The following is a 24289-nucleotide window of genomic DNA, read 5'->3' as shown; positions in this document are numbered from 1 at the left end:
GGTATGATATTAAGATAATAATTGACCGTTTAAGCGACATCGAAAAAGAAAGGAAGCAACCGTTATGCAATACCCAGAACCAATCGCCCAATTAATCGACAGCTACACTAAACTCCCCGGGATTGGGCAAAAGTCCGCAACGCGACTGGCGTTTTTTACGTTGGGCATGGATGAAGAAGACGTGACGGGATTTGCCCAAGCGTTGATTGCTGCCAAGCGTGACCTGCATTTTTGTAGTATCTGTGGGAATATCACGGAAAGCGATCCGTGTGTAATTTGTGCGGATCCAACGCGTGATCAAACTGAGGTTTTGGTCGTGGAACAAGCTAAAGACGTGATGGCAATGGAAAATACCCGTGAATATCATGGTTTATACCACGTATTGCATGGGGTGCTGTCGCCGCTTGAAGGAAAAGGCCCCGATGATATCAATATCGCTAGCTTAGTGACACGTTTGCAAACGAACGAAGCGATTACTGAAGTGATTGTTGCCACGAATGCCAATTCAGAAGGTGAAGCCACGGCGATGTACTTGTCACGGCTCTTGAAGCCCGCCGGTATCAAAGTTACGCGCCTCGCTCATGGTTTGGCGGTCGGTAGTGATATTGATTATGCTGACGAAATGACTTTGATTAAAGCTGTTGAAGGGCGGACTGAGTTGTAATGTTTAATAAAAAGAAAAAATTCAGTGGCTTGCGTAAAGAATATGATGACATGCTAATGGATCAAGTTGATTTAGCGAAGTCTGATTGGGACGATGCTCGCGCTTCTGAACGGGCGATGACTGAAAGCAACTATGACGGGCGCATGATTCAAGCGCGGACCGCATTAGCTCGGCAAAAATTTTTCTACTTTTACCGCGAAGCACGGCGCCGGAATATCCGTGGGCACATTCAACAGAGTGTGATTACGACGGATTAAGTCGGTTAATTGGTAGAACGATATAAACGGAGATATTCCATCTGACGTGAGTTGGAAAAATATAAATTTATAAATAAAAAAGGTCGAATCGCAGGTAGATTCGACCTTTTTGCTATGGAAAATTTTAACCCTTGTAGTACTTAGCAGGATCATTAATATCGTATTGTTCGTCGGTTGTGACTGACAAACCATTCTTGAAACGACTGTATAACCATGTGACCACACTGTGAGGGATGTTCAATAATTCAGTATCACTTGGTGACAAGGCATAGCGAATAGCTTTTTCGTCGCCAGCGATAACTTTTTCACCCCAATTAGGTTCGACTATTAATTCACGACCTAGCGCTGCAAAGGCGACACCGCGTTGAATTAACGCTTCGACTTGTTCCGGGGTCCGGAGTAAACCGGCAATCATCAACGGCAAGTCTGCTGGCAAGATGGCCAAATATTTGTCGAGGATGGCTTCTTGGTCCGTTTTGTCTTTGAAAGGTGATTGGAAGGCGTCCTTCAATGAAAGGTGTAAGTAGTCGATGGGCTTATCCGCCAGGACTTTTGCCATCGCAAGTGAGTCAGCGATTTCAATCCCTGGATTCATTGGTTCTTCAGGTGATTGACGATAACCGAGAATAAATGGGCGGTCGGCTTCGTTTTTGATAACCGTAGCTACCTCATCAACGACCGCTAAACCAAAGCGCATTCGGTTTTCAAGGCTGCCACCCCATTGGTCCTCACGACGGTTCGCGTCAGGTGAGAAGAATTGTTGGAGCAAGTATAGGTTGGCACCGTGGAGTTCCACCCCATCAAAGCCGGCCTTGATAGCCCGGCGGGTAGCGTCACCGAAGTCTTTGATTGTTTGCAAAATTTCAGCTTCGGTTAAAGCGCGCGGTTCATCTGCATTTGGGTCGCGGGGAAAGGCAACTGCTGAAGCACTCACCGGTTGTTGACCGCGTAAAACGGCCACAGAAGATTGGCGGCCAGCACTGAAAATTTGTAAAATTGCTTTTGAGCCCTTAGCTTTGATGGTGCCGGCTAGTTTAGCTAAACCGGGAATCATATCGTCATCGGCAACTGAAATTTCGCCTTCAAAGCCTTTACCAAGGGCGTTCACGTTGGCCACTTCAGTTACGATCAAGCCAGTTGCGCCGGCCCGCAAATCGTAAAATGCGAGCTCATTATCTGAGACAGAACCATCGTAAAGTGAAGAACGCAAAGTCGTTGGTGCCATTGCGATCCGGTTTTTAATTGTGACACCATTGCGCAAAGTAAATGGTGCTAAAAATTGGTATTCAGCCATTTTTTCTCTCCTCGTAGCGAGTGTTTTAGATGAATTAAGGATAGCACAATCGATATTGAGTGTCATGCATTCGGCGATAAATTTGGCCGTAATGGCACAAATGCGAAGTTCTTGTTTGATAAAACGAGAAAGTTGCATTTCTCGTTATTTATGTTGTATAATTAACGAGAAAAGTAGCTTGGGCAAATAATGGGGGGTGATAGTGATGGAATGGGCGCGCGAAGATGTACATACAGAATATAAAACGGCAACGGGTGGGTTGCCAGCTTCAGTTTGGGAAACATATAGTGCTTTTTTGAATACTGATGGGGGGACAATCTACCTTGGTGTGGCTGAAAATAAAAAAGGACATTTTGAAACAGTTGGGGTAAAAAACGCGGATCAAATTTTAGCAGATTTCGTAACCAATGCGCACAGCCAAAAAGTAGTCTCATACACGGCAATGACAACGGTTGATGCCCAAATTATTAACGTTGAAGGACATAATGTAATTAAAATAACCGTACCACGGGTGGGAAGTCTGGATAAGCCGGTATTTATTAAAGGTAACCTATTGGAAGCTTACTATCGAATTGGCGATGCCGACCAACGGTTAACGCAAGCCGAAATTAATCGCATGATTGCTGATTCCACCGAAAATCAAGATAATCATATTTTAGAATTTTTTACTTTTGAAGCGGATGTCGATATGGAGTCTTTCGCGATTTTAAAAGGAAAAATATTGAGTTTGGAACCCACTAATCGTATGCAGAATTTGAGTGATGCTGATTTTGCATATGAAATTGGCATTACCGATACATTGCGGAGTGCCACGGATAATAATCGGTACCTAACTGCGGGTGGTTTATTAATGGTTGGCAAATGGCGTAGCATCACGTCCAAATTCCCAAATTTCTTTTTAGATTATTCCGTAACACCAACAGCCGCTTCACGGGGGTATCGTAAACGGATTGTTACCGGTAGTGGCGTTGATACGGTTCAAAATGTATTTTCATTTTATGTGGATGTTTATAACGATATTAAGGCCCGGACTGATAATCCACTCGCGATTAACCCAGTGACGGGCATGCGGCGTGATGATGCGGAAGTGAAACTGTCGGTCGTGCGTGAATTGCTAGCAAACACATTAATGCATGCTAGCTATACCGGTGGTCAAGGCAGAGTTATGATTAAGTCGTACGATGATTATTTTGAGTTTAGTAACCCCGGTCAGCTGCGGGTTTCTGAATGGCGCTATAAAACTGGTGGCAAATCGGATCCACGCAATCAGGTGATGATGAATATTTTTCGCCGGGCCAATATTGTTGAATCATATGGCAATGGTGGCCGTAATGTTTTCCAAATTGCGAAGGAATTTGACTTAAAGCAACCCGAACTCGTTAGTGATATTGATGGCACAACTGTTAAATTCTGGAAAATTGGTTACGTTGACGAATTAGGGGAAGTATTAAATGAAAAGCAAATGCCATATGTGGTCATGTTAAATGATGGGCCGCAATCAATGAAGGCCTTTGAAGTGATTGAACCTAGTTATGCTAAGCGCCGGGGCGTGATTGAAGATTTATTAGAACAAGGTGCAATCTACAAAATTGGTGGTTCCCGCAACACGCAATATGTCTTAAAGCACGAGCGTAATTAATGTTTGGGCAGGCTGATAATGTTTGCGTGGAATAAAAACTCCAGTAAAACCGATTTCTTATATTGATAATTAGTAAGTGAGTAAGTTACAATAGTATGCAGTAATTGCGTGATTTGGCAAGCGCAGCGTATCGATATAAAGGAATAGGGATATAAAATGAACTTTAATTCAAAAGTGATTCACGGCGGAATTTCAGAAGACGAATTTACTGGTGCCGTTAACGTACCAATCTACCAAACGTCAACATACCACCAAAAGGTATTGGGTGGCGGACCAAAGTGGGAATACTCACGGACTGGTAACCCAACTCGGGCAGCACTTGAATCATTGATTGCTGACTTAGAAGAAGGTACCGCTGGTTTTGCCTTTGGTTCTGGGATGGCTGGGATCCACACTGTTTTCGCAACTTTTGAACCAGGTAGTCACTTTATCATTGGTAACGATGTGTATGGTGGTACTTTCCGTTTGGTTAACACGGTATTGAAGCCTGCTGGATATACTTTCACAGAAGTGGATACTGCTGACTTGGCAGCCGTTGAATCAGCAATGCAACCTAACACGCGTGGGGTTTACTTGGAATCACCATCTAACCCATTGTTGCACGTTTCAGACATTGCTGCGGTTGCTGAAGTTGCTCACCGCTATGGTGCTAAGTTGATTGTGGATAACACTTTTGCCACACCTTACAACCAAAATCCATTGCCATTAGGCGCTGATATTGTGTTGCACTCAGCAACGAAGTATTTGAACGGACACTCAGACGTCGTTGCTGGTTTGGTAGTTGTTAAGACTGACGAAGATGCTGAAAAGATGGGCTTCTTCCAAAACACAATCGGTGGTGTGCTTGGACCTCAAGATTCATTCTTAGTTCAACGCGGAATCAAGACGCTCGGTGTGCGGATGCGCGCCCACAATGAAAACACCCACGCTGTGTATGAATACTTAGCTAACAACGATAAAGTTGCGAAGATCTTCTATCCTGGTCACCCTGGCACTGAAGATCACGAAGTTGCTAAGAAGCAAATGCGTGGCTTCGGTGGGATGTTATCATTTGAACTTCAACCTGGCTTGAGTGCGAAGACCTTTGTTGAAAGTACGAAGTTGTTTGCTTTGGCAGAATCACTTGGTGGTATCGAATCATTGATTGAAGTACCAGCTGTCATGACCCACGGTTCAATTCCCCGTGAAATCCGTTTACAAAACGGTATCGCTGACGAATTAATCCGGATTTCTGTTGGTGTGGAAGACATCGAAGACTTGCTTGCCGATTTGGCACAAGCTTTTGCCAAGCTTTAATAAGTAGAATAAATATTATGAAACACGTTTTTGCTGAATGATCATATCAGCAGGAGCGTGTTTTTTTGTTCCATTTATTTCAGCGCCTTAGTTGGTTTTTAACGCAATTCGACGCACAACGACAATTTTTTGCTAGTTTGAGAGTTATTACTAACTAACGGAGTGGCCGGCAAATTGCTTGGCGGTCGGAGACTTTACACCGCGACTGGGGCGATATATGTGTGTAACACATATCGTCGCTGAGGGTGAGCTGAGGCTTCTTAGGAATTTATTCCTTAGAAGCCCAGCTTACCCGAGTTTGCCAAGACCGCACTTTGGCTTGGCAATGCGCTTCCAGCGTGGTGCGCCAAGTAATTTGCTGGCACGTAGTGGCCAATTTTATTCAGTCTACTAGCTACGGCCCACCTAAATACATAATAACCACAAAAACTAATCATCATAAGCGCTTTTATGTAACAATTTTAATCTAAATTCGCCTGGGGGCACACTTTCTTCATAACCTTGAAACGTCTGTGACGCAAGCGTTTTCATGAGTTTACTTTAACGACAGATTGGGAAAATGGGCGTAAATTTAACTACATCGAATGAGAGACATCTCATTTAGAAATGCAGATTATTGGAAACATAACATTGAGTCATAAATTACTGAAATGCAATTATTGAAAAACACTAAAAAATTATTCAGCATAAAGGAAGAAAACAGCCTATGAAGAAAATGACTACTAAACAATTGAATCGCGTTAAAGGTTACATCATGTTGGCAACTTTGGGTGTCAGCATGGCAGCACCAGTAATGAATGGTCCGAAAGCATTAGCTGCGAGCGAAACGGCGACCGCGCCCGCCAAGTAATTTACTACCACTTCGTTAGTTAGGAATAATACTCAAACTAGTGCCAAAGGTATATTCCATGGTATGTGAGTATTGTTAAATAAAATTACAGAAATGCGAATCCCACGATAGAATAACTGGCACCGTATTCCATTAAGCTACTTAAACGAGTAAAATAAAGTATTAAGCAGAACTGAATAGAAGGATAAATCACGCAAAGTGAATACTAGGGACAATAGTAGCGTGATTTTTCTTTCGTTGGTCGATAGATTCTATGGCAGGTTAACTGCTATCATAAAAAAATCAAAAGGAATACACATAATGGACTGTAAAAAAGCAGTAGGAAAAGGAATGTACCCTATATTAGCAATTGTATTGTTAGCATCGACAATTAGTGTTAGTTTGGCTAAAACTGTTGATGCCAGCACGACCGAAGTACAAATTACGACAACAGCGAAAGCTAGTGGTGCATATCACGCAAAGAGCGGAAAAATTAGTTTATTCAAAATTACAGGATCAAAGAAAAAGGGAAAGTTGGTAGCTACGGGATCTACTAGCAATTATTTCCACAATAGTTTTTCAATTTCAAAAAAAGTCACATTAAAACAAAAAGGCAAAAGCATTGTCTATTATTACTCTAGTGGTTTAAAGAAGTACGTACTAGCGACACAAGTTATTTCAGGTCAACCAACTGCTACATGGATTAAAATCGCAAACGCAGTTGGTGGAACGTATCATTTCAAAGGAACGACCACAGGGTTTAAACTGCTGGGTTCTACTACCGGCGCTACCGCGAATGCCAAGAAAAATGGTTCAAAAACGTTTGCGATAAACACGAATGCAAGTGGATTTAAGAAAGTGGTGTTGATTAGCGGGACAAAAGCGACAACCTACTATCGGACTAAAGATGGTTGGTATGTACCTAGTACAAAACTGGTAGCTGGATTATACGTTGCCCCAAGCAAACCAACTACAAAACCAAGCTCATCGAGTTCTAGTGTCGCATCAAGGAGTTCAGTAGCTATAAGTTCGTCACACACGTCGCCAGTAGCAAGTAGCTCAAGTAGTGTTAGTTACGGCAAAAATGATACAGAAACGTCAGTAGTTGATACGAGTTCAACATCATCAAATTCTGGTGTATCAAGTTCAACATCGATTAATAATGACACACAGCCAAGTAAAGATAATTCTAACGCATCAAGCGATAGTTCAAGTCCCTCGTCAACAAACAATGCAATGGTAAAAATTTACGTTGTTCCGGAGGATCGTGGCGGAGTATCTATTACAGACGACGCCTACGCGTATACCGTGCCGGTAGGGAGTACATTTGCGGATTGGCCGGCAGTTGATGGATATACACCATCATCAAATAATACTCCATACACAGTCACTGCAGAAAAGGGTCAATATGTATATCCAACTTATACTAAAGACGCAGCACCAAGTTCAAGTAGTTCGACATCAGCGGCAAAAACAACAGTTACCGTACATTACGTTGACCAAAGTGGCACGACAATCGCACCTGATACAACAATAGCAACAACGGTAGGTAGTAACGTAACTGTAACACCGCTCGCAATCCATCCATATTCAACGACTGCTAAAAATCAAACGATTATAGCCAAGGACGATCCCGCAAGTAACGTACAGACGTATTACTACACATATGATACGAGTCAACTATCAATTAATGAAATAAGTACACTCGTAGCAGCGAATCGGACATTATTCACAGAACAATTTCTGCAATTGGTCAACGCGGATCGCGCTTCATTAGGCCTTCAACCAGTTACATTGGATGAAAGCTCGAATATTCAGACTTATTCGGACACACGGGCAGATGAAGGGTTCCAAAATGGCTTACAACACATACGTTTAGATGGTAGCGCGATATCTTATACAGAAGATTTAGCTATGGATAATCCTGATGCTTCAGAGTTATTCCAAGGCTTCCGATATAATGATGATAAAGGATATATCGATGCAAGTGGTGTTAAACATGATACCGGTGCCCACTGGTATGCCCTTATGGGTAACTCTATCACGAAAATTACGGTTGGATTATACTACGGCAATGGATTAGGATACAAGGACGGTGTCGCACCGATTGCAGTGGCAATTATCATGAAATAATGTAGTTAGTATTAGTTTGGTGGTTCCAATATTGTTTTTACCAATTTGATATTGCTCGCTACCGAAAATGGCAGTATGATGAGAATGTCGATTAAATAAGAAAGGTAACGCCTATGAATTTAGACGAATATCTAGCAGAGAATAATACAACTCGATATGAAATAGACAAAGCCTCAGGTATTTCTCAAGCGATGTTAGTACACGCAACTAATCGAGATTTTGCAACTTAAAAGGTCAATACATTAGAAGTGGGTGGTAAGAAGATTGGTAAAACGGGCGCGGAGGTACTGGCGGACTTTGAAAATGATGTTACAACATAATTCGTTGTTAGTTTAAACGCTTTGGAAAGTGTTTTAGTATACTAAGTTCTTTTTTGTAGGGAAAGAGAGCAAAAAATATGGGGAATAGGGAAAATCAATATGAATAACAAGGTTTTTAAGTCTGCAATTGCAGCAATCGCGATTGCTGGTGTGTTTGTAGTTGCTCAACCACAAGGGCACGCCATGATTAACGGGACTGAATCATATCTCACTGGTCAGGAGTATCATGATGCACCAATTTACCAACAAAAGGTTGTATCAAAGTACGTTACCGTTGGTTACCAAGAAACAAAAAATGGTAAGAAGATTCGCCACGCCAATTTGGTTTTTGAAAATACTAAGCAAACGCGTTATACACATAACCGAGGAAACGCTTCCGCTGAATATGATATTCGTATGATGCGTAATGGCGAAGTATACATTGTTAGCCCGTCATACGCAACTGGTTATAACAACCCTGCATATCACATCATTTCTAAGGGGCATTCAAAGACCATCAACGGTGTAAAGGTTGGCTGGGGTAAGAATGATACATTGTACTTTAAGTGGTCAGATAACATCGTAAGTCTTGCTACTAAGTCAACTTCCGCTACTAAGGCTAAGGCAGTTAAGTACAACGGCACTATTTTGGGCGACGACACACTACAAGTGAATAATTCCACTACTCAGTCACACGCTAACTGGCGTACTCGTGTTGTTAAGGCAGCTAAATCATTGAAGTATGGTCGTTATGTTTACAATGGACACACACTTTCTGCGGGTACTGATTGCGCAGGCTTTACTGAACTTGCCTACCTTTTGGCAGGTAAGCAAGACATTGGATCTACAACCTCTAGTCAACATTCACGTATGCGTCACATTAGTTTGTACTCGGTTAAGCCGGGCGATATTGTATGGCACTGGGGTCACGTTGCTATGTATGTAGGGCATGGTCAGATTTTGCAAGATCTCGAAGGCGGTGTACGTTATAGTGCTTATCACCCTGGCGCTTGGAAAACTGCCTTGCGGGTTAAGTAATTAAAGGAAAGGGTAACCAAAGGACGGTTGCCCTTTTTTCGTCAGTCGATAGGCACAACCAAATAATAGTGATAACATATTGTTATCGATTAAGAACAGACCACAATTCTACCAATAAAATATTAGGGGACAAGTATATTATGAAGAAAATGGTGTCAATGGCATTGTTGTCAGTAGTTGCTTTATCAACAGTAATGGTATCCAACGAAAAGCCAACTGAAGCAGCAACCCGATATGCGCAAGTTAGTGCGAAGAAAATGCACAAAACGGTATATCACTTGAAAAAAGCCAATGGTTCAGCAGTAGCAATTAAAGGCGGAAAACACGCGCGAGTGTTGAAATCAAAAAAATCTGTTGCTAATAAGTTTCACAACAAGTTGTATGTAACGAAGCAAATTAAATTAAAACATGGTGCTAAGAAGGTAACTTATTACTATGTAAGTAACTTGAAAAAGTATGTATTGAAATCACAATTAGCAAAAGGTGCTCCAAAAGCATGGTACATTAAATCAAGTAAGAATATGGCTGCGAGTGCATCATTAGCCAACACCAATGAATGGTACACATTGTACGGTTTCTCAGGTACGAAGACTGGTGTTAAAGCTAACATGAAGCATACCGAAATTACCGATTTGAAGGGTAGCTACAAGTTTAGCGTGTATAATAAACTCACGGTGGTTCAAGGTACAAAGTCCGTTATTTACTATCAAGTTAGTGGCAAAATGTCCGGGTATTTGCCTGCCAGTGCATTAAAATTTGCTCCTTCTTCACCTAAGAAGGAGCAAAGTTCTGGTAATAAAACAACTACCACTTCAAGTACCAATTCGAATAGCACAAATAACAGTACGCAATCAACCAATGACAGCGGAAATGCCCAATCAAATAGTAGTCACTCAACTGATTCAGACAGTACAACTGGTTGGCTAAATGTACCAAAGGAATATACCCAATACACATACACTGACAAGAACGACAGGAGCTACAAACCAGCGCAAGCATTCATCGAAGGCGATGGTTCTGTACGCGAGTTGCGTTATAACTTGGCGGATGGCTCACAAGTTGTAAAGTATGTAGACGATTATTCATCAGCACATATCTTTGTGGAGCCTCACTTTAAGACATCGGTAGACAGTGCATATCAAAGCTATCAAGTACGTAATTTAGACAACTCGATTGTGAGCCCAACTGGTGAATATGTTGGTGCAAACGGCAAAATAACTACTCTATATTTCAACAAAGCAACTACTGATGGCGATGATGCGATTGACTTGTCTAATTTTACTAATGGGAAATACAGTAAGCTAGACAAAGATTTCTCGAGGACTTTAAAAGATCGTGAAAATGGTATTGAATTAGCTGAAGTGATAGCACTTAACACACATCGTTCAGCAAATGGTAAAACAGCGTTGATTAACAATCAATTTTTACAAAAATTCGCAGAAATGCGTGCACAAAAATTGACTTCTGCGGGACACGATGATTATGAAACGGACATGAATAAAGCATTGATTTCATCAGGGCTTGCTTTGGCGGCCAAACAAGAAAACTCATTGTGGGTGGACGGTTTTAATCGAACTAAGACCGATACACAAATTGCTGTTTCTTTAGTGCAACAATGGACTGATAGTGCACCACATGAAATAACTCAGATGGGGGACTATGAAAGTGTTGGATTTGGAGTTAATATTATGACCACAGGTCGTATAGTTTCTTTCGCAGACTTTGGTACATTTACTGCTGGTACAACACTAAACCTTGATGATGTGTTTGATTTCTAATAAAAAAGCAACGAGCCTATGGCCGTTGCTTTTTTAATTGCGCTAAATCATTTAAGTTGAAATAGTTACGTTTTCGCCCCTTATATAAACCTGTTTCTACGGCAAAGATAGGTATACGACCACTTTTAACTTCACTCAATTTGTATATTTAAACCAGCCCACAGGTGTTATTGTAGAAGCAGTTAAACACAGCACAGTTTTACTTGCGCCGAAATTAATCAATATTCCAATACAGCAGGATTACAGCATCCGCTACCACTGCGAGTAAAAAAAACCATGGATCAAGCCAGTGCTTAGTCTCATGCTTCTTATTATAGGTCGCTTGGAGTTTTAAAAGCGCAGCTAAAATGGCAAATCCAATCAAATTGGCGCCGAATCGTTTGAAAATCATTAAATCCCCTCATTTCCGTTCTCTTCCCCAAGAACAAATGTAACTATACTCTTAATGTATAAGGAAAGCAAAATGATTGTATTCGTTTTTAGTGATAAGATTCTGCAACTTGTAAATAAATTCCGCTAATACGTGGAGGCTGGGTTAAAATTACGGGACGTTAATACGCTATGTCGCGGAACTAACCGTGGTAAATAGTTTTACAGAAAAGTCACAGCGATGTGGCTTTTTTGGTGGGGACGTGCTAAAATTTTACATGCAATGAAGTAATCAGAGTAGTTACTTGGCAGCTTGTTCAGAAAGTTAGTGGTCGCTGGAAACTAACCAAGCCCGAGGAATGAATTACAATTATGGAGCATGAGCGGTTCGTCTCGTTACCGACGACTTGAGGCTACAATGATGTAGTGAATTAAGGTGGTACCACGAATTTTTCGTCCTTAGAATGACTGTTTTTGGCAGGCGTTCTAAGGACTTTTTGTTTGCTGGGCGGAAGGCTAGTGTCATGTAACCAGAGATTGTTTGGCGTATCATGTCAGCAGGAAACTCTAGCCACGCCGCTAGTTTGGAAGCGTGTTTTCTTGTCCTGAAGAGTAGGACAAAACAAACCGTTGTACCTGATGCTAACGTATTCACCCACGTTCACCCACATTTATCCACATGCAGTAAGAACACATTTGCAAGATACATAAAAAGAAAAGAGGCTAGACAGCATGGAAATTTTAAGTGATTTAAAATGGCGCGGTGCCATTAACCAATTAACCGATGAAGCAGGAATGGAAGAATTATTGGGCGCAAAGCAAGTTGGCTTGTACGCTGGGATTGACCCAACGGCGGATTCAATGCACATCGGGCACTTGATTCCCTTCATGATTTTGAAACGTTTCCAATTAGCTGGGCACAAGCCTGTGATTGTTATTGGTGGGGGAACTGGTTCAATCGGGGATCCATCAGGGCGTAACTCTGAACGGGTTCTCCAAACGATGGACCAAGTTATGCACAATGAATCAGCTTTGACGGGCCAAATGGTGCACTTGTTTGGAACGGAAAACTTCCGCGTGGTCAATAACCGCGACTGGTTGGGAAAAATTGGCATGCTTGATTTCTTGCGTGACTACGGTAAGTTGTTCTCAGTTAACACAATGTTGGCGAAGGATGTTGTGGCTTCACGTTTGGAAGTTGGGATTTCATACACTGAATTTACCTACCAAATTCTCCAATCTGTGGACTTCTTGCACTTGTTCCGCGAAGAAGACGTCCAAATCCAAGTTGGTGGTGCCGATCAATGGGGTAACATCACCGCTGGGACTGACTTAATCCACCGGCTTGAAGGTTCAGAAGCCAAAGCTTACGGCTTGACGATTCCTTTGATGTTGAAGGCTGACGGAACGAAATTTGGTAAATCAGCCGGCGGTGCAGTTTGGTTGGATGCTGCCAAGACGTCACCTTACGAATTCTACCAATTCTGGTACAACCAAGCGGATGCGGATGTTGTGAAATACTTGAAGTACTTCACTTTCTTGAGCCACGAAGAAATTGCGGCTTTGGAAACGGCGGTGGCAACTGATCCCGGCAAGCGTGAAGCTCAACGTCGCTTGGCTCAAGAAGTGACGGCATTTGTCCACAGCCCAGCTGCGGTTGAAGAAGCGGAACGAATTTCAGCAGCGTTGTTCTCAGGGGATGTCCAAGAATTGACGGCTAGCGAAATCGAACAAGGCTTTGCCAACATGCCTGATTTTGCCTTGACGGCTGAACCTAAAAACATCGTCGACTTCATTGTGGACGCCGGTGTGGATAAGTCAAAACGCCAAGCCCGTGAAGACGTTGAAAATGGCGCCATCCGGATTAACGGTGAACAAATCAAGGATTTGGAAGCCATCGTTGACCCAACAGCAATGTACGATGGCAAGTTCGTCATCGTGCGTCGTGGTAAGAAGAAGTACTTCTTGGGACGTGTGAACGGTTAATCCCGGATTAAATTAGTAAAATGAAAAAACGTCTGACTACCATGTTGTGGTGGTCAGACGTTTTTTGCGTGCTTAATCTTACTGTCTCTTACTCTTTGATCAACAATCTTACTATCTCTTACTCTGTGACTTTCCATATCCACGATGAGCAATCGTCAAAAAGTATATATCGGGCTTTAATCAAAATACTCAGTTAGAAATTCTGAAAAATAAGGGAGGATGAAACTAATTAAGCCATAGCCACTTTTAGCCGTCACACCCCAGTGATTGAGCATTGCTTTGTGGGTGGTTAAGTTATTGGTATCCCAACCGGTGGCTTCGCGGAGCATTTCCGTGGTAACATTTTTTCCACCTTGCGATTGAATCGCTAAGACTAATTCACGATCTTTGGGGGCCAAATCGGAAATGACTTTGGCATAGACGTTTTGAAAAAGTGCTTGTTTAGCGATATAAATTGCGTCTGTTAATTCATTTTCTTGGACGGGATTGCTACCATTTTCCCAAATATAATCACCCAGTAATTGGTACATGTATGGATATCCCATCGAAGATTGTGACATGCGAACTGCTTGTTGGGCAGATAAGCCACGACCTTTGAATAATTGGATATATGATTGGGTGATGGCTGGTTGTTCAAGTGGTGCAAGCTTAACTTGATTAGCTCGGAGCAAAAAAGTGAGTGCCGTATCATTAATTATTGCGTCAACGGCTGACGGTAACCCAGCTGAAATAAGCATAATTGGCAAGTCAGCACCGCGATAAGTTTTGTAAGCGGCAAATAAAGTTCTAAGTTGTGCCGTTTTATTTTGGACTTCATCAAGTAGTAGAACAACGGTAATTCCCATAAATTTGGCAATGTTTAGTAAATTTTCGACATCAAATTGGAACGTTGACCGCGTAGTTGGTTTAGTAATGTCGACCTTAATTCCGGGTAAAGATATACTTGCGGTTTTAAATTCAGGTAGTTGGGGCAGTTTTTGTTGTAAACCGGCAACGATATTACCTAATAGCTCATCTGCTGAAGTTAGTGAAAGATGAATAACATTTTTACGAGTGTTCAATTGGCGTGAAATGTAAGTCAATAAACTTGTTTTACCGGCACCACGCATGCCAAGAATGAAGGTAGTCCGCCATTTACTATTTTCATTGTCAATTGCATCAATGATATTATTCAGCACGTGATTATCACTAATGAAACTTGATTTATTGTAGTCAAATGATGGATTGAATGGATTTTGGGACATAGTTTGCCTCCTTTTCTAAATAGTTGTTGATAGGTAAGACATAATCTTACTGTCTCTTACTCTTTATGACATAATCTTACTATCTCTTACTCTTTATATCAATAATATCAGATTGAGTCGAGCGTTTAAAAAGTTTTTTAAGAAAATCCAAGCTAAAGGCGTAATGTCGTTTGCTGCAGACACAAAATAACCCGATTGCTACCTCAGCTGGGAGGTGAAATCGGGTCATTTGGGGGAATCGTACCCCAGAATATTCATGTGTGCGTAGGCTTAAAAAACTTTAGCGACGTTTTTTGCCAAATACATACAGGCTGCCAAGGATACCAGCAAGTAGGGCGGTGCCGATTACTGGTAACAAGTGATTAGTCGCGTTACCAGATTGTGGTAATTTCTGACTTGAGTTACTAGTGGTGACCGGTGTGTAGCCGTATGCCGGTGTATTTGTGAGTGTCGTTGGCGTTCTGGTAGTTGGGGAACCGCCACCACTACCGGGTAAACTTGTTGGTAATGGTGTGGGATTCGTATTCGCGATTGTTGGCGTTTTAGCAGTATCGGTAGGTTCCTTATCCGCTGTTGTGCCAGCCCCAGCCCCGCCACCAGTATTCGAACCGCCACTGGTATTCGTACCAGCCCCGCCACCAGTATTCGAGCCGCCACTGGTATTCGTGCCAGTGCCATCAGTATTTGTACCGTTGTTCGTATCTGAATTTGGATCGGGTGTGGTGGTATTTTTGCTGTAGACAAATTTGTAACTCGTCCCATTATTGGCACCGAATTTTACGGATGTGCCTTTGAGGGCGTCGTTGCGAATCCAAGTTAATTCGGTGATAAGTGCCCGGGCGTTGTCGTTACCAACGATGGGGCGGGTGGCGAGTTCTTTGAACGTGTAGCCGTCCACAGCCGGTGGGGTCAAATCAAAACTTTCATCGGCAAAACCGGAATATTGTTGCGTTTTTAATTCGGCACCAGCATCATCAACCAAATACACCGTGAATGGCTTGGCGGTTGCGCGGTATTTGTACACAACCTCTTGTGGAGCAAACGTAAACGTTCCAGTGGCTACACCGGAGTAAAGGGTTGGTTCGCCATAACCCGCAATTTCTGGAACGTCGGGCACCGTATATGGCGTATCAATTGGCCCCGAAAGTGCGATTGGTGTGACCGGCTTGTTGTTGCCATCAACGGTAATCGGGTTGTTGTCTTGGTCGATGAACGTGTACTGGACCGTGGCGTTAGCATACCAAATATCCGGCCCGGTAAATTTGTTATTATCGGCCTCATTAATTTTGGTGGCGAATTTTTTTGCCGTTTCAACGTCATTTAGCGTAGTTGGAACCACGATTCCGCGATTGTGCGTACCTGAAAAGGCATTGTCGATATCGACCGTTGGATTAATGTTATTAATTGTAATTTGGTGTAAAGACTGAGTACCATAAAAGCCGGAATCAACAGATGTTAAACTTGGCAAATCGCTCAATATTACATCAGTTATATTCGTGCTGTTAAATGCGCGCCAATCAATCGTAGTTAATGCCGGCAGTTGCGCTAACTCAACACTGGTTAAGCTAGCACAATCTCTGAAAGCACTCCGGCCAATTGTTTGTAGGCTTTCCATGTTAGCGATTTTGACAGTTTTTAATTGTGGACAGTTATTAAACGCACCGGTATCAACGGTGTGTTCACCAGAGTAACTTGGCCCACCAATTATTTCTAAGGCTGGTAGCGCAGTTAAATCAATCTCAGTGATTGCGGAACCACTAAAAATTCCGCCTCCTAATGATTGTAAATGATTCAAATTAGTGAAGTTAACTGATGTTAGGCTTGGCACGGCGGCAAATACTTGTGGCCCGATTGATTCTAAATTAACTAATGGGCTGAGATCAAGGCTGGTTAAACTCGTGTACATAAACGCCCCGTAAACGAGTGTAGTTAATGATGGGAGATTAGTAAAATCAACCGCAGTCACTTTGGTACTGGCAAAGGCAGACTCGCCAAGCACCGTAACTTTATTTGCGCCCGTACTCAATTCTGCTGGGAATGCGAGAATTCCGTCCCAACTATTGTAGTCAAAGTTACCAGTATTGAACCCAGTGATTGTCCGCGTGCCATCGCTATTCGTTGTGTAAGTAAAATCGTTCACGACAAAAGTATGGTTAGACACCGGGATTGCGCGTGGTGATTTGGTCTTTTGTGCCGTTGCTTTTGTAGTAGTGGCATTCTTGGTGGATTTTGCGTTGGTGCCGATTTTTGCGGATTGCCCAACACCGGCAGCATGAACCAATGTGACCGGTGTTGCACCTAAACCACCAAGTAACGTAATGGTAGCAAGACCGGTATAAACCCAATGATGAGTATGACTGCGATATAAACTAGCAGGCATGGTGTGTTGGAAGTGGCTGTAAATATTATGATGCATATTCTGTGACATGATCTTTACCTCACTTTTTTTTTACTGTTTGCAATGTGTTTACAAAAACAATTGTAGTGATGGAAAATGAAGAATATTTGAGCTTTATTTGATTTAATATTGTATAGGGGGTATACAATTTGTGAACATTGACAAATTGTATAAGTGAAGAATATTTGAAGGATAGTAGAAATTTTATGGTTGGGATGGTGAATAAGTATTAGCTATTGGTTTTGTAAATTATTAGAATTCTTGCATAAAATGCAACGACAATAAAAAAACGCAACCAGCGACGGGCTACGTTTATAGGAGCTGCAATTATACCGATGTGTTAGTGAACATCTAACGAAAAATTACGATATGGTGTACCTTGGTTAAGGCCAACGAACATTAGCGTCGCTTCCTTCGTGATAGTGCTATCGAGTGGAACGGCGAAGCCAACATTTACGGTTCGCGATGTTTTCGGTTTGACGACGGGAATAACGTTGTCAAACACCACTTTAGGATTGGGGTTGATTTTCGCCCATGCCAAGAAGGGCGCTTTGGAAGGTATGGGACCGGTATATGGTTGATACTTTATGCCGTCAGCCAATTTCAAAACAAATTGACTTGGATCAAAATCAATCTTCTTTTTAGTCGTGTTAGTCAATGTAATATTGACGCTGACTAATTTGTCTTTGCCAGGGGTGGTCGTGTTTTGAATGTCATGGTTGCTTGTTTTCGATACATTACTAAATGAATTAACGTTTAACTTAACCCCATAGGAAACATCGTTGACACGCGGTTTGCTTGCCTTGTTGCTCTGAAAAAACCAAATACCAATTAGTATTAATAATATTGCTACAGCGATTCCGCCATATGTTTTTTTCATAAAGTTATCCCCAACTTACTGTGAATGTTAGTCGCGTGTCCGATTTTCGGAATCGCCAATAACGAGGTGGGTCACTGAATATTTTTTGAGTATGCAATGACAAAGGTTAACACCATTTTCTGAATCACGATTAGTCCTCAGAAGGTGAATGTTTGTAAAACAACGTAAGCCTAACATTAAGTATTGCTAATAGCAAAAAGATAAGTTAGTCAGCAATGGCTATCTTTTTCGGGGGGCATTTTTGTTGATGGGCAAGAAGCGCTATAATAGAAGCTAGATATAGTCGGTTTGATAAGAAAACGACCAGTCAGGTGATAAATAAAAATTCTGATGATTATCACGACACAGAAAAGTCATCATCAAAGAGGGAGCAAAACATGTTTCAAGTAATTGGTATTAAAACTGAAGAAATGTATTTTGAAGGGGAATCTAAGGCCGAAGCCGTGCGTTGGATTAATCAGTTGGAAACGGCGAACGCTAATGGACACAAGACTGGGGGGAGTCTCAACATTCCAGAACCATTGCGGATTCTACCAAAGCCGGAGGAAGAATAGTTTAAACTAGGTTATTTGTGGTAGGATTGATTTTTGATTTCAGGATTTAATAAAGGCAGCTAACCTTGTATGGGTTAACTGTCTTTTTAGCGTGGCATGGCATGTTTACGGAAAGCGTAGAAAGCTACAAGACCGGTAAGTAGCATCGCGAAGATTTCTATGAATATGAAGTATTAAATGTGCAATAATTGATTCATAAAAGAATGCTGAAAAAGGGAAGAGTCATGAAGATATTAAAAACTTTAAAGTTAAATAAGTATGCCGACTCGTCAAAATATCAAGCGGTTGGTGATGATATATATAAGCGCTTTGAAGATGAAAGTGACAATAATTATCGAGTTGCGATTGCCTATGAATTGGAGCTTGGTGACAGTGATCAGTACCCATTTGAAAGAATGCAAGATGAGTATGGCGTACCAGTTACGGAATTTATCAAGGATGACGACGGCTATCACGAAGTTGAATTTAGTGGTAGTTTGCAAGAACTGCAACGGTTTATAACATTGGTTGGTAAGCGAATTTATGAATTTCCGATGGTCGATGAAACCTGCGGCCTGGTACTGGACCTTAGAGTTGATGAAATCAATAGCTAAGATTGGCAAAAAGAAATGATGGATACGTTGTCGATCATTCAACAAAGCATAATTCAAGTTACCTATGACATTACTCCGGCAGGTGTGGACAAGTTCTATTTACTAGGACAGGCAGAAGCCGATACAGTGGAAATGCGCTTTGAACACAACGGGAAAATTTTTGGCTTTGATCGTAGTACTTTAGCTGAAAGCGGTGCTGATAAACACCCGAATGAGGATGATTTATCGGTATTTGAAGTTGAAGCGTCTGAGTATATGTGGGTTTTATTTGAAACGTTTAAACTGTTCAAGCAAGAACGCCCCCAGCAGGTATGGATGAGCTATGACATAAATAATCAAAACTCAAATAATGAATTTAAGTATGATGTGGCTGATGAAAATTATGAGTATGAAGAAGCAGTTTTGGCATGGGAAACCGTGTTAAAGAAAAGTGTGAGTGGTGAAACAGCAGTAACAAATGATTCAATTTACCCAAACGAACTGAGACTTAAACTTCAAGAAACGGATAAGCCCACACAAACGTTACAAATCATCAATCCGGATGTAGCAACTAAGCTTGATAATCTGGCGGACAAGGAAGCTGACGCGACAAAGTACACATTGATTGATGAGGTTTCGCGAGAACTTAGCACAACAGAATTGCATGAGCTCACCACGTTCCAGCAGAAAATTGATAATACATTTGGAACAAATAATAGTAAACGTTGGGAATTACTTTTTGATTTACTGAAGCTAAAGTATCCTGAAAAAATGCAAGAACTCCCCGCTGGTGCGACAGATGCACAAATCAAAGAAGCTGAGATAAAACTCGGCTTCAAAATCCCCGAGCCATTGAAGGTTATGTATCGGCAACACAATGGTGAAGGTACGGCGGCGATGGGGATTTTTGCTAGCTATGAAATGGTATCACTAGATAATATGTTTTTTGAAAAAAGTTTTTACCGCGATGCAAATACTTATGAAATTAACCAAGTTGGGACTGAATTGCGAAGTAATACCAAGTGGCTACCATTTGCGACGGTTGGTGATGGTTCAACTTTGTTTGTCGATTTGGCAACGCCGGATGGTAAGGTGATGGTTGGTTGGCCAGAAGACATTTCGGCGCTTGGTGAAACGTTGGAAGAATTTATTTTAAAGATATTTGCGAGTGTTTATTTTGGTACATTAGGGAATTATCCTTCAGATGAATATGAGCAACGTTATTTATCTGATGTAGACAAAGCAGATTTGACAGTGCGGTTTGAATTTCACGATGAATTGAAGGATTTCTTGGAAATTTTTAGTTCGATGAAGGATAAAGTTAAGCCCGCGGATAAACAATATACATCCGAAGCTTCAACGCAGGCAAATGTGACTGTTGAACCAATAGTTTACAAAAGTGAAAATTCATTTGCGGAAACACAGACGCCCGAGGCTATACCCCGACACAGCCCACGTTTGATAGAAGCGACTATTGGGATGTGGAAGAATGCCTTTAACTTTACTGGCAAGACAACCCGCGCTGAATATTGGCTGGCAATTATCGGCAACGTAATATTATTCATTGGTGTAGAAGTAATTCTAGGTGTACTACAAGCAACATTTGGTGAAAATAATTCAGTAGTAAGTATTGTGATGAACCTGGTACTTGGATTTTCAATCGTATTAGTATATTTATCACTCCCGCTTAATATCCGCCGGTTTCGTGATGTCGGTTGGACGCCATTTTTAATTTTGACACTATTTCTTGGGCCAGTTGGCGTGATGGTGTGTTTTATCGCTGCACTAATGAATTCTAAAGAATTTCATTAAAAGTGATTTGGGGATGATGTGTTTAGTTGCCGCCTAAAAAAGCTTAACCGTGAGCGCATTGCGTCTGGTTAAGCTTTTTTAGTTTGCATTACGCCTAGTCATCATTCTTTTGCTTTGTATTTTCATGATAGTTAACTTTGTCCCAGAAAAGGCCGGTTAAAACATCGAGCGCTTTTTGAACATCGCTGGCTGAAAGTGTAGCACCATTAAAAATCATGCCATTCGTGTTGTGTGCTAGTAATTTTGCTAAATCAATTTCGCTGTCAATTGGTAATGCTTTTTCAGTAGTAATGCCAGCAAGATTAAAAATCTTATATTCTGAAACGCGTAATCCTTTTGCGATTTTACGAAGGGTCTTAGGTGAAGGAATATCGCGCTTGGCATTTTCTACTTGGCTGAGATAAGAAGGTGACATTTCGCTCCATAGTGCCACTTGGCGGACAGTGTAATTTTTTTGTTCGCGAATTGCTTTAATTGACGCTCCAAATTGTTCTTTTGTTTGCATGCATATACCTCGTATTAAGAATAGTATAACAAGGTAAAACAATAAGAAAAACAAAACGAAACTAAAGATAAGTTATAATGTTTGCAGGTGGGAAACTAAAATGCTAATATATCGAAGTAGGGAAACAAAAAGAAACAAAAAGAGGTGATATGATGGCAGTTACATTGATTTTTAGGGATGGGCAAGCGATTAAGGAAGAAATTGCGTTACTTGGTTTTACGCAAGAATCATTTGCAAAGTTAATCAATGTTGATTCAAGTATGTTAAATCAGTACTTGAATGACAAAAAACGGATGCGGCCAACTACTGCGAAAAAAATTGCTAATGGGTTAAAGAAGCAAGTCATCGATGTTTTTGTAGTTTGATTGTTCACTTTTGAGAAACGTAATTAAGCCAAATTGGTGGGATTAACATAACTAGGTTTTATGCACTTAATTTATCACATAGAGTGAAAGTAAAACGATTAGTGATGATTCCGCTGGGAATTCCACTAAGGGTTCTAAGAAAACTGCTTTGGTAGACACACCTGCGCCAAAGAAACGGACGAAAAAAGCGACCGTGCAAGAGGCTACGTATAATAAAACACACAAAGTATTTGAAATTGATTTTACTGATTATTCTATGTATTACTTGATTGATGAAACAAACAAGACGATTGAAAATGTCACTTCAGATGATCCCGGAATTGAACAGGCAACATTTACTGGCACCGATGGATCGTTAAATACTGGGATATTAAGAGCATCAGCATATAAAATCGCAAAAAAATATTTTAAAGGTGATGTGATAAATTAACGCTGAACAGGGTATGAGTTAATTTTAGTTTTGGTTTCTCGTATATAGTTGTTTGAGAAATATATTATGAAATGAGGCAAAAAAATGTCTAAGTACCAATTGAATACAAATGAAATAATGGTGAAAGAATATACGAGTGGATCTCACATCGTTGGCAACAAGCATTTATCAGGTGAACTTGTGCTGACTAATCGAAATCTAGTTTGGGTTAATGTTGGGATGTTTGGTAGTGTAAAGGGTATCGACACATTTAATTTGCGCGATATTAAGGTGTTTGATGATAAAGTACAAATTAAATTATCGGGTATCGACGATTCCCATCTTGATATTTATTTCAAAAATCACGTCGAAACTTTTTCATTTATTGATCGAAAAGAAGCTACTAATTGGGCAAATGAAATTAATCATGTAATCACAGATTCGGATGAAGATATTATTGCCCCAGAAACGCATGTTATCCCGGGGGAGCATTTCTTGCGGGAACCTTGAAAGGGACTATTGATAGCGTGAAAGATGCTTTCGGTGTGAATACCAATGCACTGGCGACAAAGGATTCAAATAATAAGGTTTCGCAAAAATGTGTTGGATGTGGTGCCCCGATTTCGGGCAGAAAAGGTCAAATCGTGCGTTGTGAATATTGTGATACCGAACAACAACTATAAGGAGATTGATACATCATGGGAATGTTAAATTCGATTACGGGTGCAATTAGTGGCACACTTGCCGATCAATGGAAAGATATAATCACAGCTGGCCCTTTTGATGAACACACAGTGGTCGCGCCGGGCGTTTTTAAACAAACGAATAATGGACGTGGTACAAATTATTCAGGTTCAGAAGGCGTAATTACAAATGGGTCTAAAATTTTTGTACCAGAAAATACGGCTGCATTTACTTTTAGTGGGGCAGGAATTGAAGACGTTATTACCGAACCGGGTGAATTTGAATACAGTAACGGCCAAGAGAGTGTTTTCGATGGAGACACGGTTAGTAGTGCAATTTTTAATCAAGTTAAGGATCGTATTAAATTTGGCGGTCAAACGGATTCACAGAAGCAGATAGCGTTTGTGAATTTACGCGAAATTCGTGGTATCAAATTTGGTACACATGGACCATTGATTTATAATGATCTATTTTATGGGGCAGACTTAGGCATTCAGTCGTATGGATCATTTTCAATAAAAATCACAAATGCGGAGAAATTCATCAGAAATTACCTACCTGCCAATGTTAGTAGTTATTCTTTTGATAATTCCGAAGCACGATCACAAATTTTAGCCGAGTTTTTGCAATCATTTACGATTGCACTGACTAAATTATCGAAAAGTTATCGAATTTCTGAGTTGTCTGCGCAGGCAAATGATATTGCCAAGGCCGTTGTTGATGATTCGCATAATGCGGGAAGTTGGGACGAACGTTTTGGTTTTAAATTAATAAAAGTTGGGATTGAATCACTTGAACTGTCACATGATTCACGTGAATTGGTTAAGCAATACTCAGCTAACAAGATGAGCACAAAGGCTTACGAAGATGTTTCACAAAAAACGGCCAATATTGCGGCCCAACAAAAAATTGCTCAAGGCATTCAAGATAATGGATTGGGTGATGGTGCTGGTATGATGTTTGGCATGAATATGGCACAAAATCTTGGTAACAATGCCGAACAAAAAAGTGGGATGACTTTTGACCAGCAAATTGATGCATTGAAAAAATTAAAAGAACTATTAGATGCCAATATTTTATCACAAGATGAATTTGACGCTAAGAAGAAAGAAATTATGGGGCTCTAAAGCGTGTTGCTGATAAATAGACAATGCTGACGATTACACGCAATAGGGGCGTGTGAAATAACTTACTAATAATTTTTGAATCAAATAATATGAATTTGACGTCAACGGGAAGATGTTACTGTAAAAAGCAACATTTTTCAGTGGGCGTTTTTATTTT

The 24289-nt window shown here is 41.0% G+C and carries 22 protein-coding genes and 1 other annotated feature; of the genes, 16 read left to right on the top strand and 6 right to left on the bottom strand.

Going from position 1 to position 24289, the window contains the following annotated elements; genetic code table 11:
- The first annotated feature begins 64 nt into the window (after positions 1–64).
- Positions 65–664 (top strand): recombination mediator RecR, encoded by a 600-nt coding sequence (gene recR / locus EQG49_RS04500; protein WP_133362854.1) that lies wholly within the window; start codon positions 65–67, stop codon positions 662–664.
- Positions 664–921, top strand: coding sequence for a YaaL family protein (locus EQG49_RS04495; protein WP_133362853.1), 258 nt, complete (start codon positions 664–666; stop codon positions 919–921). Before recR ends, EQG49_RS04495 begins: the two co-directional genes overlap by 1 nt.
- A gap of 124 nt (positions 922–1045) precedes the next feature.
- On the opposite strand, the gene EQG49_RS04490 is transcribed toward EQG49_RS04495, so the two are convergent.
- Positions 1046–2215, bottom strand: a complete 1170-nt coding sequence (locus tag EQG49_RS04490; RefSeq protein ID WP_133362852.1) for an NADH-dependent flavin oxidoreductase — start codon at positions 2213–2215, stop codon at positions 1046–1048.
- A gap of 205 nt (positions 2216–2420) precedes the next feature.
- On the opposite strand from EQG49_RS04490, the gene EQG49_RS04485 reads away from it, so the two are divergent.
- The 6 genes from EQG49_RS04485 to EQG49_RS04465 all read left to right on the top strand — a co-directional run bounded on the left by EQG49_RS04485 (position 2421) and on the right by EQG49_RS04465 (position 11227).
- Positions 2421–3854: an ATP-binding protein gene (locus EQG49_RS04485; RefSeq protein WP_133362851.1), complete on the top strand. Its 1434-nt coding sequence runs from the start codon at positions 2421–2423 to the stop codon at positions 3852–3854.
- A gap of 156 nt (positions 3855–4010) precedes the next feature.
- Positions 4011–5150, top strand: coding sequence for a trans-sulfuration enzyme family protein (locus EQG49_RS04480; RefSeq protein WP_133362850.1), 1140 nt, complete (start codon positions 4011–4013; stop codon positions 5148–5150).
- 706 nt (positions 5151–5856) lie between these two features.
- Entirely contained in the window at positions 5857–6000 is a 144-nt protein-coding gene (locus EQG49_RS13665) for a hypothetical protein (protein ID WP_165964783.1), read from the top strand.
- A gap of 300 nt (positions 6001–6300) precedes the next feature.
- Positions 6301–8112 carry a MucBP domain-containing protein gene (locus EQG49_RS04475; protein ID WP_133362849.1) on the top strand — a complete coding sequence of 604 codons (1812 nt, stop codon included), beginning with the start codon at positions 6301–6303 and terminating at the stop codon, positions 8110–8112.
- Positions 8113–8531: 419 nt separating this feature from the next.
- On the top strand, positions 8532–9449 hold the full coding sequence (locus tag EQG49_RS04470; protein WP_133362848.1) for a C40 family peptidase: 918 nt from the start codon (positions 8532–8534) through the stop codon (positions 9447–9449).
- A gap of 140 nt (positions 9450–9589) precedes the next feature.
- Positions 9590–11227, top strand: a complete 1638-nt coding sequence (locus tag EQG49_RS04465) for a CAP domain-containing protein (protein WP_133362847.1) — start codon at positions 9590–9592, stop codon at positions 11225–11227.
- A gap of 214 nt (positions 11228–11441) precedes the next feature.
- Here the strand turns inward: EQG49_RS04465 and EQG49_RS13660 are convergent, their stop codons facing one another.
- On the bottom strand, positions 11442–11618 hold the full coding sequence (locus EQG49_RS13660; protein ID WP_165964782.1) for a hypothetical protein: 177 nt from the start codon (positions 11616–11618) through the stop codon (positions 11442–11444).
- A gap of 252 nt (positions 11619–11870) precedes the next feature.
- Positions 11871–12060: a binding site (T-box leader), on the top strand.
- A gap of 268 nt (positions 12061–12328) precedes the next feature.
- On the opposite strand from EQG49_RS13660, the gene tyrS reads away from it, so the two are divergent.
- Positions 12329–13582, top strand: coding sequence for a tyrosine--tRNA ligase (tyrS, locus tag EQG49_RS04460; protein ID WP_133362846.1), 1254 nt, complete (start codon positions 12329–12331; stop codon positions 13580–13582).
- Between the two features lie 176 nt (positions 13583–13758).
- Here the strand turns inward: tyrS and EQG49_RS04455 are convergent, their stop codons facing one another.
- From EQG49_RS04455 to EQG49_RS04445, 3 genes are all read right to left on the bottom strand, one after another.
- Positions 13759–14826: a P-loop NTPase family protein gene (locus EQG49_RS04455; RefSeq protein ID WP_133362845.1), complete on the bottom strand. Its 1068-nt coding sequence runs from the start codon at positions 14824–14826 to the stop codon at positions 13759–13761.
- Positions 14827–15106: 280 nt separating this feature from the next.
- On the bottom strand, positions 15107–17254 hold the full coding sequence (locus tag EQG49_RS04450) for a leucine-rich repeat protein (protein WP_133362844.1): 2148 nt from the start codon (positions 17252–17254) through the stop codon (positions 15107–15109).
- 310 nt (positions 17255–17564) lie between these two features.
- A complete protein-coding gene (locus EQG49_RS04445; protein ID WP_133362843.1) occupies positions 17565–18104 on the bottom strand; it encodes a DUF4352 domain-containing protein in 540 nt (179 codons plus the stop codon).
- Between the two features lie 377 nt (positions 18105–18481).
- On the opposite strand from EQG49_RS04445, the gene EQG49_RS13655 reads away from it, so the two are divergent.
- The 3 genes from EQG49_RS13655 to EQG49_RS04435 all read left to right on the top strand — a co-directional run bounded on the left by EQG49_RS13655 (position 18482) and on the right by EQG49_RS04435 (position 21042).
- Positions 18482–18658 (top strand): hypothetical protein, encoded by a 177-nt coding sequence (locus EQG49_RS13655; RefSeq protein WP_165964781.1) that lies wholly within the window; start codon positions 18482–18484, stop codon positions 18656–18658.
- Between the two features lie 224 nt (positions 18659–18882).
- Positions 18883–19251 carry a hypothetical protein gene (locus tag EQG49_RS04440; RefSeq protein WP_133362842.1) on the top strand — a complete coding sequence of 123 codons (369 nt, stop codon included), beginning with the start codon at positions 18883–18885 and terminating at the stop codon, positions 19249–19251.
- Between the two features lie 15 nt (positions 19252–19266).
- Complete coding sequence (locus tag EQG49_RS04435) at positions 19267–21042, top strand: SMI1/KNR4 family protein (RefSeq protein WP_133362841.1); 1776 nt, start codon at positions 19267–19269, stop codon at positions 21040–21042.
- Positions 21043–21136: 94 nt separating this feature from the next.
- Here EQG49_RS04435 and EQG49_RS04430 read toward each other — a convergent pair whose 3' ends face one another.
- A complete protein-coding gene (locus EQG49_RS04430; RefSeq protein ID WP_133362840.1) occupies positions 21137–21547 on the bottom strand; it encodes a helix-turn-helix domain-containing protein in 411 nt (136 codons plus the stop codon).
- A 149-nt stretch (positions 21548–21696) separates the two neighbouring features.
- Here EQG49_RS04430 and EQG49_RS04425 point away from each other — a divergent pair, with 149 nt between their 5' ends.
- The 4 genes from EQG49_RS04425 to EQG49_RS04410 all read left to right on the top strand — a co-directional run bounded on the left by EQG49_RS04425 (position 21697) and on the right by EQG49_RS04410 (position 24132).
- Positions 21697–21912, top strand: a complete 216-nt coding sequence (locus EQG49_RS04425; RefSeq protein ID WP_243115751.1) for a helix-turn-helix domain-containing protein — start codon at positions 21697–21699, stop codon at positions 21910–21912.
- 148 nt (positions 21913–22060) lie between these two features.
- Entirely contained in the window at positions 22061–22342 is a 282-nt protein-coding gene (locus tag EQG49_RS04420; protein ID WP_133362839.1) for a hypothetical protein, read from the top strand.
- 84 nt (positions 22343–22426) lie between these two features.
- Positions 22427–22831, top strand: coding sequence for a hypothetical protein (locus EQG49_RS04415; protein WP_133362838.1), 405 nt, complete (start codon positions 22427–22429; stop codon positions 22829–22831).
- A 188-nt stretch (positions 22832–23019) separates the two neighbouring features.
- Positions 23020–24132 (top strand): SPFH domain-containing protein, encoded by a 1113-nt coding sequence (locus EQG49_RS04410; protein WP_133362837.1) that lies wholly within the window; start codon positions 23020–23022, stop codon positions 24130–24132.
- Positions 24133–24289: the final 157 nt, after the last annotated feature.

It is taken from the genome of Periweissella cryptocerci (assembly GCF_004358325.1).
Lineage (GTDB): Bacteria > Bacillota > Bacilli > Lactobacillales > Lactobacillaceae > Periweissella > Periweissella cryptocerci.
The sequence above is the reverse complement of the archived record's forward strand: the minus strand, read 5'-3'. Positions and strand labels throughout refer to the sequence as shown.